Genomic DNA, 11,566 nt, shown 5'->3' with positions numbered 1-11,566 from the left:
GGGCGGTTTTCACGCCCCGGATTTGAGGATCTGATCCATCGACATCGACGGCTGATCACAGCCCGCCTCGCCCACGATCCGGGCCGGCACGCCGGCAACGGTCTTGCAGGGCGGCACTTCCGAGAGCACCACCGACCCGGCGGCGATGCGCGAGCAATTGCCGATGCGGATATTTCCCAGCACCTTGGCCCCGGCACCGATCAGCACGCCATCGCCGATCTTGGGGTGGCGGTCCTGCTCTTCCTTGCCGGTGCCGCCAAGGGTCACCGAATGCAGCATCGAGACATTGTCGCCCACCACCGCCGTCTCGCCGATGACAATCGAATGGGCGTGGTCGATCATGATGCCCTTGCCGATGCGCGCGGCCGGATGGATGTCGATGCCAAAGACCTCCGACACCCGCATCTGGATGAAATAAGACATGTCGCGGCGGCCCTGATGCCAGAGCCAGTGACCGATGCGGTAGGATTGGATCGCCTGAAATCCCTTGAAGAACAGCAGAGGCTGCAAGAACCTGTGGCAGGCGGGGTCGCGGTCATAAACGGCGGAGATATCGGCCCGCGCCGACTGCCCGATCGCAGGATCGGCGGCATAGGCCTCGTCGCAGATCTCGCGCAGGATTTGCTCTGACATCTCGCCGGAGGCCAGTTTGAGCGAAATCCGATAGCTCAGAGCCCGTTCGAGCGAAGGATGGTGCAGCACGCTTTGGTGGATCAACCCGCCGAGCAGCGGCTCATCGCCCACCGCGGCCTCTGCCTCGTCGAGGATCCGCGCCCAGATCGGGTCGACCTCTGCAATATGCGTCTGTGTCCGGGCCATGGCATCCTCGTCTCCGGTGTCCGTGCCCTGTGATATAACACGCCTGCGGCCGAGGCCAAACGCAAACCTGTGATAAGGTGTATTCCAGCCGGTGAACGCCGGCAAGAAAGCCAGCGCCGCCAAGGCGATACCCCGATCGCGCTGCGCGACCTGCGTTATGTCCGCGCAGCGGGACGCCGTACCGCCCGCCACTCCAGCAGCATGCGAAACACCGTCTCGAGGCAGCGGCAATAGCGCTCTTCGCCCAGCGCAGGCTCGGCCGCCAACGGCCGCGCCCGGGCGGCGGCCATCAACGTGCCGTTGCCCCAGAGCCGATGCGGCCGCCCGAGGCGCTTGGCATAGCGGTCGGCGAAATCCGCCTCTTCGATCATCCGGCGGCAGAGCCCGTCGCGCGCCTCTGCCGGCACCATCAGCAGCGCCCGGGCCGCCGCCGTCACATCGCCATGCAGAACCGGCCGCATCGCCTCAGCCCGCCCAGCGCGCGAAAAGGCCCGGGCCGTAGATATCCGACACCTGCGCCACCTCGACCGCCAGCCCCGTGCCGGCCCCGTCCTGCGCCTGCATCGCCGCACCATAAGTAAAGCCCGGCGTGTCCACCATCGCCTCGCGCAACACACCGCTCTGGTCCAGCACCCGCACCAGATAGCTCTCGCGCGCTTCGGCCAGGGGCACATCGGCCAGGTCCCAGCTGTCGCCATCCACCCGCGTGCGGCGGATCCAGCTCAGTTCAAGATCGCCGCCGGCCCAGCGTCCCCGCAGATGTGCCGGGCTGTAGGGCCGAAGGCCATTGCCGTCAAAAGCGTGTTCCTCATGGGTGTAAGACGGATCGCCCACCGGGCGACGCGCCGGCCCGACCCGGTAGTGCCGCGTCACCCGGCGTTGCGACGAGGCCAGGCTGATCTGTTGCGGCGCGCCGTCAAGCAGCACCACATATGACCCCGTGGGCCAGGTCTGCGGCATCAGCGCATCGGTGCCGAGCTGCCCGCGCAGCCGGTGGCTCAGCACCCAGGTGTCGGTGTCGATGAGCTGGGCATCGCGAAACTGGAACAGTTCCCAGCCGTCGGGCGTGCCATCGCCAATGGCGCAGAGATTGGCGCCGGAGAGAAGCTGCGCCTCGGTGACGGAAGAGAACATCCCGCTGGTCAGTCGCACCTGAAGCCCCGCCCCGCGGTCGATCAGCCCCGCCGCCGCCGCGGTCATCGCGCTCTCGGTCACGCCAAAGGTGGCCCGGGCGGCAAAGGTGTCGGACAGCGCGTAATCGGCATCCTGCGCCGAAGCATAGAGCGCCACGGTGCCCGGCCAGGGCTTGGCCACCAGCGCCAGATGCGGCGCATGCGGCACCTCGTCGCCGGACATCAGCGGCAGGTCCATGAACAGCGGCAGCACCGGCACCGGGGCCACAAAGGGCGTGACCGTTCCCGGATCCTCCGGCACATCCACCGGGTCGTAAACCTCGGGCTCGATCCGCACCGCCTCGATGATCTGTTCGCGCCCGGTCTCCATCCGGTCGACGCGATAGAGCGCACGGCCCGCCTCCTCGGGCAACGAGACAATATCGCCCGGCCCGATATCGAGCCGCGAGGGCGGTAGCGCAAAACGCGCCTGTTCGCGCGCCACCCGCGCCTCGGCCAGCCAACGCTCGACCGTCTGCCGCCCCTCGGCGCGGGTCATTACCAGCGGCATCTCGCTGCGCGAGACCGCATGGGTCGCGTCGTCCGGCAGCACCGCCTCTTCTGCAATGGTCTCGTAATCGCCGTCCGAGCGGATGAACTCGAGCCGCACCCGCCCCGCCATCTCGGCCTCCGAGGCGCGGCTCTGCATCAGTATGCCGTCGAGATCGGGGCTTTCGGCGAGCCGCTCGGCATCGATCACTTTGGCGGTCTGGCCGTCACGCATCCGGAAATGCAGCACCCCGTCGCGTTCCACTGCATCAAAGCCAAAGCGCAGCATCAGCGGCTGCAACAGCCGCCGCATGTCGCCACTGTCGGCCGCGGTATAGCCCCGCACGAAGCCATGAAGGTGCGAGACGTCATACGCCAGCACCCCGGCCTCTTCGCAGATCTCCGCCACCAGCCGGGCCAGCGACAGCCCCGAGACCCGCCCGTTGAGCCAATGCCCCCGCATGTAATTGCCGCTGTCGCTCCAGAGCGTCTCATTGCCGGGAAAGGCCGGAAAGGGCCGCGCGTCCCAGGCCCAGGCAAAGGCGCGGGCCATGTCGATCATGGTGCCGCCATATTCTTCGGAAATCGGGTTGTTGGCCGGATCGCCCCAGAATTCGGTGACCGCCCTCAGGTATTGCCGCTGGATCAGTTCGTCCCGCCGGCCATTGGAAAACCGCGGCAGGCTGCTTTCGCTGGACTTCGGGTCGAGGAACTTGTTGGGCTGGTTGCTGCCCTTGTCGACGGCGGCGCAGCCGAATTCGGTGAACCACACCGGCTTGCTCTGTGGCACCCAGGCGGTTGAACCCGCCTGGCGCACGCCGCCGATGCGGTCATGGTGCTTGTGCTCCCACCAATTGCGGATGTCCTTGTAGCGAAACACCCAAGGCTCGTCATGGGCGCCATCGCTGATCGGTTCGCGGCGCTGCGCCGCACGCGCCTCGGGCGTGTCGTAATACCAGTCATAGCCTTCGCCGCCCGCGACATTGCCGCGCAGATAGTCGAGGTTGTAGATCGCACCGAAAGCGGCATCGGCGTGGTCATCGCCGGCGCGCCAGTCCGACAGCGGCATGTAATTGTCGATCCCCACGAAATCGATATTGGCATCGCTCCACAGCGGATCGAGATGGAAATAGGCGTCGCCCGATCCGTCCTGCGGGTGATAGCCGAAATACTCCGACCAATCGGCGGCATAGCCGATCTTCACCCCCGGCCCGAGGATCTCGCGCACATCCGCCGCAAGCTGCACCATCGCCGCCACCGCCGGAAAACTGCCACCCGCGCCCCGGATCTGCGTCAGCCCGCGCATCTCGGATCCGATGCAGAAGGCATCCACCCCGCCAGCCGCCGCACAAAGCGCGGCATAGTGCAGGATGAAACGGCGATAACTCCATTCCTCGGGCCCGTTATAGGTGACCGTCTTGCCGATCACCTCATCCGTGCCGCCCAGCGCAGCGATCACCCCGCCCGAGGTCGCACTTTGTCCGTCGATGGCAAAATCCCCGACCTGCGCCGTACCAAAGAAGGTCGCAACCTCGGCCTCAGCCGCCGCTGTGCCATCCGGGCTGCCGGGCAGCCCCGGCGCGGCCGAAGTGGTGATCCGCCCGCGCCACGGCAACACCGGCTGATCTATCGCTGCGCCGTAGGGGTCGGGCAGGCCGTTGGCCGACATCTGCTCCATTAGGATGAACGGATAGAACATCACCGCCTGCCCGCGCGCCTGAAGCGCCCTGATCCCCTCGAGCACCGCGCCGTCGGACGGGGTGCCACCATAGACCGGCGTGGCATCGCTCTCCTGCACCACGGTTTCGGCCGCGCTCCGCGCCAGTCCGCTGACCCGCCATTTGGCGCCGCGCCCGTCAAACTCGGTCTGCTCGACCTTGGGCCGCAGGCTGCACGCTCCGCAGCGCAGGTCATCGCCGAACCAGCTCACCACCAGCGAGGTTGCGCCCATGTCGGGGCATTCCGCGACCAGCTGGTCGAGCGAGGTGTCGAGATCGCTGCGCCCCGAGGGCGTGTTGACATTGGCCATCCGAGACTGGCCCGCGCCATAGCGATAGGCCACCGGCGTGGTGGCCAGGGCATATTCGCCGGTGCCGGGAATCAGCGCCACGCCGCGCAGGTTGTGCGGCACCTCTGCCGGCCCCTCGGGCGTGTCGGTCTGCACCGGCTTGGTCACCTCGAAGCTGAACTGCGGCACCCGGTTGCCAAAGGGCGAGAGGTCAAGCTCTTCCAGCACCACATAGGCGGTGCCGCGATAGGCCGGCACCGCGCCGCTGCCTTCGATCGCCTCGATCTTGGGATCGGGCAATTGATCGGCGCTGCCGGGATAGACCTTGAGGTTCAGATCCTCGGGCGAGATTTCCTCGCCATCGGCCCAGATCCGGCCAATCCCGGTGATCTCGCCCTCGCAGATCGCAATCGCCAGGCTGACCGAATAGGAATAGGTGGTTGTTGTCACCTCGGGCTGCGCGGGCGCGCCCTTGCCACCGCCGCCGCCACTGGTCTCGGTATCCACATGTTCGGTAAAGGCGCTGGCCCAGATCACATGCCCCGACATCCGCGTGCGGCCATAGCTGCGCGCCACCGGCGCGCCCTCACCGGCGCGATTGACCCGAAACCGGTCGATGCGGTTGCCCTCGACCACCACCTCCGATCCCTGCCCCATCAGCCGCTGGTCGATGGCGCGCCCGATCGAGGCGCCGACGAACCGGCCGACAGCGGTCATCGACAAGCCCAGGAACGTGCCGCCGACGGCGCTGCCAAGCGCGGCACCGGCGGCGGAAAGAACGATTGTCGCCATCAGGTCGTCTCCTCTGGAAAGGCAAATCGGGCCGCGATGCGCCGCGCCCAGGGGCCGCTCAACGGGCTCTCGATCACCCCGTGACCGCTGTAGGAATGGATGAAACTGGCCGCCGCACCGGTGCGCGCCTGAAGGCCCAGATGTTTGGCCACCGCTCCCTCGCGCATACGAAACAACAGAACGTCGCCCGGCGCCTCGGCGGTGCGCGACTTGGCGCGCAGATGCCGGCGGGCGGCCTGCCACAGCCGCTCTTCGCCCTGCGGCTCGGACCAGTCGCGCGAATAGGCCGGGGCCGCTTCGGGCTCGGCTCCGATTACCTCGCGCCACACCCCGCGCAACAGCCCGAGACAGTCGCAGCCTGCCCCCCGGACCGACGCCTGGTGCAGATAGGGCGTGCCGATCCAACGCCGCGCCGCGGCCACCGCCCTCTCGCCGCCGCTCATCTCCGGCTCCCGCCGGATTTCGCCCCGGCCCGCGCCGGGTTGACGATCAGCCAGTCGTCCTCGGGCACATCCGGGAACCCCCGGAAATTCAGCAGATTGTTGAACTTGAATCGACAGGTTTCGAGCCGCTTGTCGCAGCCCGCCGTCAGCCGCACCAGATCGCCCGCAGCCATCTGCGCCCGAAGCGGTGCCCAAAGCTCGATCCTGCGCCCGGCCCCCTCCGTACTGTCGCGCTTGATCGGCCCCGAGAGCCCCTTGGCCGTGCCGGAAAGCACCTCCATCCGCCCGCGCTGAAACCACTCCGGTTCAAAACCATTGTCGGTAAACACCGCCACGCTCGAGGTCTCGTCGACCTCCTGAACCGCGCCTTGCCAGTGATAGCCGGGCGTCGTCAGGTCAAAGCCGCAGGCCCGATCCCCCAGCACGGCGGTGCAGGGCGACTGGTAGACCCGCCCGAACGGCCGGTTCAGCGCCTCCGCCAGCCCACGCAGCTCGGCCTCGAAGGCACCGTCCACCCGCCGCATCTCGCCGATGGTACCGCGAAACAGCATGTGCCGCTGGGCCACGTTCTTCCAGTTCACCAGCCAGGCTCGCACCGTTGCCCCATCATAGCGCCCGGCGAGGATATCCGCCTCGGTGATCGCCGCATCTGACAGCGCCCCCACCGCCTCGGAATTGTCGACCGAAAGCCCGGTGCCCTGCTGAAACGCCATGGCCGACAGCCCGGTATCGGCGCGAAAGCTCAGCCCCTCGAAATCCAGCGTGCGGTCATGATCGGTAAAGCCGAACGCCACGCCATCGGTGCGGTCGATCGCCCAGGCCCGGCACAGCGTCGTCAGACCGCTTTCCAGATGCGCAGCCAGGGCCTCGGAAAGCGCCTTCACAGCCGCACCTCCACCACCGGCACCGAGGGCACCTCGCCCGCCTGGAACGAGGCCACAGAGGTGGCAATCCGGTCGGTGTCAAAGCGCACCGGCACGTCAAATTCGAAGCCCGCGGTGATCTCCACGTCCTGCAAGGGCGGCGTGGCAAAGGTGACCAAGCCGCTGGACACGTCCACCTCGTAATGCACCCCTTCCTGCAATTCGTCGCCCTGCACCCCCATCCGCACCGTGCCCTGCACCGGCTTGGTGATCCGCCGGGCGTATGCGGCAGCGCCGGATCGATAGGTCTTGAACAGCGGATAGGTGACCGAGGCGCCATCGCCCAGGGCGATCACCTGGTCGCGATAGGCGACCTCCTTGCTCGGCGGCGCCGATTTGTAATCCGACCAGTCCTTCCAGCGAAAGCCGTACATCTGGCCCTGACGCGCCTCGAAAAACCCGATCAGCCGTTCGATATCGTCAAGCGAGCGCAGCCCGACCCCCGCGTCATACCGCCGGCGCGATTGCGCCCAGGGCGTGTTGCGCTCTTCGAAGCCATTCGCCAGCGTGACGATATCGGTCCGCCGCTCCGGCCCGCCGACCGAGCCAAAGCTCAGGTTGGCGGGAAACCGTACCTCGTGAAATGCCATCGTCTCCCCTCCCCGGTTACCTGTTGCGCGTGCCGCGTGCGAGCACCCGGCTCATCTGCGCCGCGATCTGGCTCTGGCTGCGCTGGAAGCCCTGCGCATCCGGCGTCTGGATGTTCATCACCACGTTGATCGGGCCGGCGCCGCCCTGGGCCTGCACCCCGAGCTTGCCGTTCGCCCCCCGGGCCAGCGGCATGATCGCTTCCGGCCCGGCCTCGCCCATCAGCCCCATGCCGCCGCGTATCGGAAAAGCCACCGGGCCGCTGACGATCCCGCCATTGGCAAAGGGCGTCACCCGCCCCTGACTGAAGGCACCGCCTTTCTCGAAAGGCACAAGAGGCGTCAGCGCACCGCCCAGAAGCGCGCCGAAGTGATCGGTCACCGGTTTCACCGCCGCGTTGAAGGCGGTGTTGATCATCGACTTTCCGACGATCCCCAGCGCATCCGACAGGTTCATCCCATCGAGGATCACGCCGTCGATCGCCTTGCGCAGACCGCCCGAAAGTGTCGTGCCCAGCGAACGTGCCTGATTGCCAGTCGCGGCAAACGTCTGGTGTATCCGCTTGAGTTCGCTGTCGAACCCGGCCGCCAACGCGCCCGCCGAGCCCAGCGATTGCGCCAGTGCGTCGACTTGCAAATCGAGATCGTCCAATCCGTCCAGTTCCGCCATCACTCCGTTCCTTTCTCATCGTCCGGGAAGGCCGCGATCAGCTGATCCAGCCGGTCCCGGGTCAGCGCGCCACCGCCGCCGCCCACCCCCAGCATCAGCATCAACTCGGCCGGGGTCAGCGCCCAGAATGCCGCCGGTGTCAGCCCCAGCCCGCGCAGACCCGCGGCCATCAGTTTGGGCCAGTTGATCCGGCTCACCTCTCCTGTGCCTCCGGCAGCATGAAGGCCCGCGCCAGAAGTTCGGCCGCCGCGCGCGCCGCGCCCATCGGCCCGCCGGCAATCTCGGCCCGCACCAGATCGCGCGGCCCGCCCTGCCAGCCACCGCCCCGCAGCCCGGCCACGATCAGCGCCAGCACGTCGCGGCTTGAAAACCGCCCCGCCTCGAACCGCGCCACCAGATCGACCAGCGATCCTTCCTCCAGCGCCTCTTCCAGCTCGGCCAGAGCGCCCAGTGTCAGCTTGAGCACCTGCGCCTCGCCATCGATCACCAGCGTGACCTCGCCCCGCCACGGATTGCCCATGGCTCAAAGCGCCACGAAGGTCAGCGCGCCAGCCGAGGCAAGCGAAAGTTCATATGTGGCCTCGCCGTCATGGCTGCCGGCATATTCCAGGCTCGTCACCTGAAAGGGCCCTTCGACGGTGCCGAAATCCGGGATTATGACCTGAAAATTCGGCACCTCGCCGTCAAAGAAGATCTGCCGCGCGCGTTCGTCGGTGCTGTCGTCCTTGAAGATGCCGGCGCCCGAGATCGCCGCGCTTTTCACCCCCGCACCGCCCAACAGCTCGCGCCAGCCCCCGGCGCTTTCCAGCGAGGTCACATCGACCGGTTCCGCATTGAAGCTGATCCGCGAGGCACGCAGGCCCACCATGGTTTCGAATTGCCCAGCGCCGCTGAGATCGACCTTGATCAAAAGGTCCTTGCCGTTTTGAGCCGCCATATCGCGTCCTCCGATAAAGAATGTCAGTTGTCTTCCACCCGGGCGCGAAAGATCATGTCGATCCGCCGCGTGCCGTCGCTTCGGTCCAGCGTCGCCTTGGCCTGTCGGAACCAGAGGCCGACAAGACGCCCGCGGCTCAACGCCGGCGGCACAGCGTCCAGCGCATCGCTCACCGCCGCCGCCGCCTCCTTGGCCTGCTGAAAGCCCTGGGCGTCAGAGATCACCGAAATCCGCAGATCATGCGCCGCCCCCCGGCCGGTCATGTCCGACCGGTCGCGCGCCGTTTCGGCGCCCAGCGTCACATAGATCGCGGGCAGCGTCCCCGCCGGCACCGCATCATAGACCGCCGTCCCGACGATCGCGCCCAGCGCCGTATCGCCAGAGAGCTGGCTGTACACCGCCGCCTGCAAGGCGGCCGCCACCGCATAGCTCATGCCGCCACCTCCTCTTCGGCAAAACACGTGAGATACCGGGCATCGGCGCCCTTCTCTGCCACCGCCTCGATCCGCCAGCTCCGCGTTCCCTCGCGAAACCGCTGGCCTGCCACCGGCCGTTGCGGATCGCCCACCGGCGCGGCCCGCACCACGATGCGATAGCCGGTCAGAGAGCTGGGCCCCGCCTCACCCCGGGCAAACCGTCCGCTGCGGGCGGTGATTTCCGCCCAGAGCGTGCCCTGCGGCAGCCAAAGCCGGTCAAACCCGCCGGCGCCGTCCGGCACATCCTGCGGCGCCTCGAGCACCAGCGCCCGGTTGATCCGCGGCGCGCTCATCCCAGGCCCCCTGCGACGAAACCGGCCCGCATCATCCGGTAGCGTTCGATCAGCGTGGTCACTCCAAACGGCATGCAGCCCTGCCCCAGCGCCGTCTCGTCGCGGTATTCGTAGTAATGCGCCGCCAGCAGCATCACCGCCTGCCCCAGATCGGCCGGAAGCCCGGCCCAGTCCGGCGCATATCCCGCGCTGAAGGCAACGGCCGCGCTGCCCCCTGCCGGGATCACCGGCAGACAGCTCCCGGTGGCGCGCAGCTGCGGCGCCTGGGCATCGGGGCGCAGCCGGTAATCGCCGGGGTCTACCACCTCCGCCGTGCCCGCCGCATCGGTGATCGTGACCGAACTCACCGCCGTCACCGGCGCCACCGGAAGGCGCTGGGCCGCCGTTTCTCGCCATCGCTCCACCGTATAGGTGAACGGCCGCAGGATCAGCGCCTTGCCGGTGCGCGCCTCGATCGCCGCGATAGCCGCGCGCAGAAAGCTTACCAGCACCGCATCCTGCACGCCTGCCCCGGCAAAGCCGCTGCCCAGCCGCAGATGCGCCTTGAATTCCTCGACCGGAAGCGCCGCCAGGGGCACATTGGTCTCTTCTACCAACATCATTTCGGTAACTCCGTCTTCGGCCCCCACGGCCCCATGCTTTCCCGCCGTCCGGTTTCAGGCGCGCGCCACCCACGTTGCTCGAACGGAGGGGAGCAGCCAGACAACGCCGGTCAACCGACGCGCGCCCGCCGAAGGGCCTCGCCCCCCGGCCTCACCGCCCCGGATTACGAGACGGCGAAGCGCAGCACCTTGATCGCGGCAAAGTCGCTCACATCGCCGCCCACGCGTTTGGTGGCATAGAACAGCACGTTCGGCTTGGCGCTGAAGGGGTCGCGCAGCACCCGCAGATCGGGGCGCTCGGCTACGGTATAGCCCGCCGCAAAATCACCAAAGGCGATGGAATCGGAGCCGCTGGCAATGTCCGGCATGTCCTCGGCGATCAGCACCGGATAGCCCAGCAGCCGCGCCGGCTCGCCCGCCGCAAGACCGTCCGACCACAGGAAGCGCCCGTCACCATCCTTGAGCTTGCGCACCTCGCCGGCGGTTTTCGAGTTCATTACGAAGGTGCCATTGGCGCGGTACTCCGCCCCCAGCGCATAAACCAGGTCGATGATCGCATCGCCATTGCCCAGCGCGCTGTCGAGACCGGTCGGCACATAGCCGATATTGCCCCAGGCCCAAATGTCATTGTCCACCACCGGATGGGTCAGAAAGCCGGTCGGCTTGTCGATGCCGTCACCGCTGACAAAGGCCGCCGCCTCGGCGCGGGCAAATTTCTCGGCGATGCGCCCGGCCAGCCAGCTCTCGATGTCAAAGGCCGCATCGTCCAACAGCCGCTGCGACGCCTTGGGCAGCGCCGAGAGCTCATGCAGCGGAATGGTGATCCGGTCGATGGTCGGCGTACCGGTCTCGGCGCTCGCCGCGGTCTCGCTGGCCCAGCCGGCGCCCAGATCGGTGGTATCGACCAGCACGTCATAAGAGGTCGCTTCGACATTCACCACGCTGGCCACCGCCCGGATCGACGCGCCGGAATGCAGCACCGACTTGATGGTCTCCGACATTTGCGGATCGACCAGAAAGCCGCCATCAGAATTCACCGCGGTCGACATGCTCTTCTGGTCCAGCTCCAGCCCGCGCAGCCCGTCGTCATCACCCGAGCGCAGATAGGCGTCAAAAGCCTTCTGATGCGGTGCGTCGTAATCGGTCGCGGCAAGCGCCGGGCGGGCCGCAGCAAGGGTCTTGCGTTCAAACATGGTCATTTTCTCTTCCTGCTTCTGAACTCTGGTTTCGATCTCGGCCCGAAAGGCCTTCAACTCGGTGACAAAGCCGCCAACCGCGGTCTTCATCTCCTGCGCCGGGGACAAAGGATCCCCGCCCGCTGCCTCTGCATCGGTCATTTCCATCCGCTTCTCCTG

14 protein-coding genes are annotated in these 11,566 nt (G+C 67.3%); all 14 read right to left on the bottom strand.

Translation table 11 applies throughout. The annotated features are described in order from the left end of the window. Positions 1-9: 9 nt before the first annotated feature. The 14 genes from cysE to BMW90_RS11310 all read right to left on the bottom strand — a co-directional run bounded on the left by cysE (position 10) and on the right by BMW90_RS11310 (position 11,554). The gene (cysE, locus tag BMW90_RS11375) at positions 10-819 is read right to left on the bottom strand and encodes a serine O-acetyltransferase (protein ID WP_048532091.1); all 810 of its coding nucleotides are present in this window, start codon (positions 817-819) and stop codon (positions 10-12) included. 155 nt (positions 820-974) lie between these two features. Continuing rightward, positions 975-1,280, bottom strand: coding sequence for a DUF7742 family protein (locus tag BMW90_RS11370; protein ID WP_048532092.1), 306 nt, complete (start codon positions 1,278-1,280; stop codon positions 975-977). A 4-nt stretch (positions 1,281-1,284) separates the two neighbouring features. Beyond that, positions 1,285-5,280 carry a baseplate multidomain protein megatron gene (locus BMW90_RS11365; RefSeq protein ID WP_074836647.1) on the bottom strand — a complete coding sequence of 1,332 codons (3,996 nt, stop codon included), beginning with the start codon at positions 5,278-5,280 and terminating at the stop codon, positions 1,285-1,287. Next, a complete protein-coding gene (locus BMW90_RS11360) occupies positions 5,280-5,723 on the bottom strand; it encodes an NlpC/P60 family protein (RefSeq protein WP_074836646.1) in 444 nt (147 codons plus the stop codon). The genes BMW90_RS11365 and BMW90_RS11360 overlap by 1 nt, the downstream gene beginning before the upstream one ends. Next, positions 5,720-6,607 (bottom strand): DUF2163 domain-containing protein, encoded by an 888-nt coding sequence (locus BMW90_RS11355; protein ID WP_074836645.1) that lies wholly within the window; start codon positions 6,605-6,607, stop codon positions 5,720-5,722. Before BMW90_RS11355 ends, BMW90_RS11360 begins: the two co-directional genes overlap by 4 nt. After that, a complete protein-coding gene (locus BMW90_RS11350) occupies positions 6,604-7,236 on the bottom strand; it encodes a DUF2460 domain-containing protein (RefSeq protein WP_074836644.1) in 633 nt (210 codons plus the stop codon). The genes BMW90_RS11355 and BMW90_RS11350 overlap by 4 nt, the downstream gene beginning before the upstream one ends. Positions 7,237-7,252: 16 nt before the next feature. Next, entirely contained in the window at positions 7,253-7,903 is a 651-nt protein-coding gene (locus BMW90_RS11345; protein ID WP_074836643.1) for a phage tail tape measure protein, read from the bottom strand. Continuing rightward, positions 7,903-8,100, bottom strand: a complete 198-nt coding sequence (locus tag BMW90_RS11340; RefSeq protein WP_048532098.1) for a rcc01693 family protein — start codon at positions 8,098-8,100, stop codon at positions 7,903-7,905. Before BMW90_RS11340 ends, BMW90_RS11345 begins: the two co-directional genes overlap by 1 nt. Then, entirely contained in the window at positions 8,097-8,423 is a 327-nt protein-coding gene (locus tag BMW90_RS11335) for a GTA-gp10 family protein (RefSeq protein ID WP_074836642.1), read from the bottom strand. The genes BMW90_RS11340 and BMW90_RS11335 overlap by 4 nt, the downstream gene beginning before the upstream one ends. 3 nt (positions 8,424-8,426) lie before the next feature. Then, entirely contained in the window at positions 8,427-8,840 is a 414-nt protein-coding gene (locus BMW90_RS11330) for a phage major tail protein, TP901-1 family (protein ID WP_048532100.1), read from the bottom strand. A gap of 23 nt (positions 8,841-8,863) precedes the next feature. Beyond that, positions 8,864-9,274: a DUF3168 domain-containing protein gene (locus tag BMW90_RS11325; protein ID WP_074836641.1), complete on the bottom strand. Its 411-nt coding sequence runs from the start codon at positions 9,272-9,274 to the stop codon at positions 8,864-8,866. Next, positions 9,271-9,609, bottom strand: coding sequence for a head-tail adaptor protein (locus BMW90_RS11320; RefSeq protein WP_074836640.1), 339 nt, complete (start codon positions 9,607-9,609; stop codon positions 9,271-9,273). Before BMW90_RS11320 ends, BMW90_RS11325 begins: the two co-directional genes overlap by 4 nt. Continuing rightward, complete coding sequence (locus tag BMW90_RS11315; RefSeq protein WP_074836639.1) at positions 9,606-10,211, bottom strand: head-tail connector protein; 606 nt, start codon at positions 10,209-10,211, stop codon at positions 9,606-9,608. Before BMW90_RS11315 ends, BMW90_RS11320 begins: the two co-directional genes overlap by 4 nt. Before the next feature lie 164 nt (positions 10,212-10,375). After that, positions 10,376-11,554: a phage major capsid protein gene (locus BMW90_RS11310; RefSeq protein ID WP_074836638.1), complete on the bottom strand. Its 1,179-nt coding sequence runs from the start codon at positions 11,552-11,554 to the stop codon at positions 10,376-10,378. Positions 11,555-11,566: the final 12 nt, after the last annotated feature.

Source organism: Marinovum algicola (genome assembly GCF_900109145.1).
GTDB classification, from domain to species: Bacteria; Pseudomonadota; Alphaproteobacteria; order Rhodobacterales; family Rhodobacteraceae; genus Marinovum; species Marinovum algicola.
This window is presented reverse-complemented; position numbering and strand designations above follow the sequence as displayed.

Excerpts from the sequence above, each read along its gene's own strand:
- BMW90_RS11325 (WP_074836641.1), bottom strand. The coding sequence starts at position 9,274 with ATGAGCTATGCGGTGGCGGCCGCCTTGCAGGCGGCGGTGTACAGCCAG.
- BMW90_RS11345 (WP_074836643.1), bottom strand. The coding sequence starts at position 7,903 with ATGGCGGAACTGGACGGATTGGACGATCTCGATTTGCAAGTCGACGCA.
- BMW90_RS11365 (WP_074836647.1), bottom strand. The coding sequence starts at position 5,280 with ATGGCGACAATCGTTCTTTCCGCCGCCGGTGCCGCGCTTGGCAGCGCC.
- BMW90_RS11335 (WP_074836642.1), bottom strand. The coding sequence starts at position 8,423 with ATGGGCAATCCGTGGCGGGGCGAGGTCACGCTGGTGATCGATGGCGAG.
- BMW90_RS11350 (WP_074836644.1), bottom strand. The coding sequence starts at position 7,236 with ATGGCATTTCACGAGGTACGGTTTCCCGCCAACCTGAGCTTTGGCTCG.
- cysE (WP_048532091.1), bottom strand. The coding sequence starts at position 819 with ATGGCCCGGACACAGACGCATATTGCAGAGGTCGACCCGATCTGGGCG.
- BMW90_RS11370 (WP_048532092.1), bottom strand. The coding sequence starts at position 1,280 with ATGCGGCCGGTTCTGCATGGCGATGTGACGGCGGCGGCCCGGGCGCTG.
- BMW90_RS11330 (WP_048532100.1), bottom strand. The coding sequence starts at position 8,840 with ATGGCGGCTCAAAACGGCAAGGACCTTTTGATCAAGGTCGATCTCAGC.
- BMW90_RS11310 (WP_074836638.1), bottom strand. The coding sequence starts at position 11,554 with ATGGAAATGACCGATGCAGAGGCAGCGGGCGGGGATCCTTTGTCCCCG.
- BMW90_RS11360 (WP_074836646.1), bottom strand. The coding sequence starts at position 5,723 with ATGAGCGGCGGCGAGAGGGCGGTGGCCGCGGCGCGGCGTTGGATCGGC.
- BMW90_RS11320 (WP_074836640.1), bottom strand. The coding sequence starts at position 9,609 with ATGAGCGCGCCGCGGATCAACCGGGCGCTGGTGCTCGAGGCGCCGCAG.
- BMW90_RS11315 (WP_074836639.1), bottom strand. The coding sequence starts at position 10,211 with ATGATGTTGGTAGAAGAGACCAATGTGCCCCTGGCGGCGCTTCCGGTC.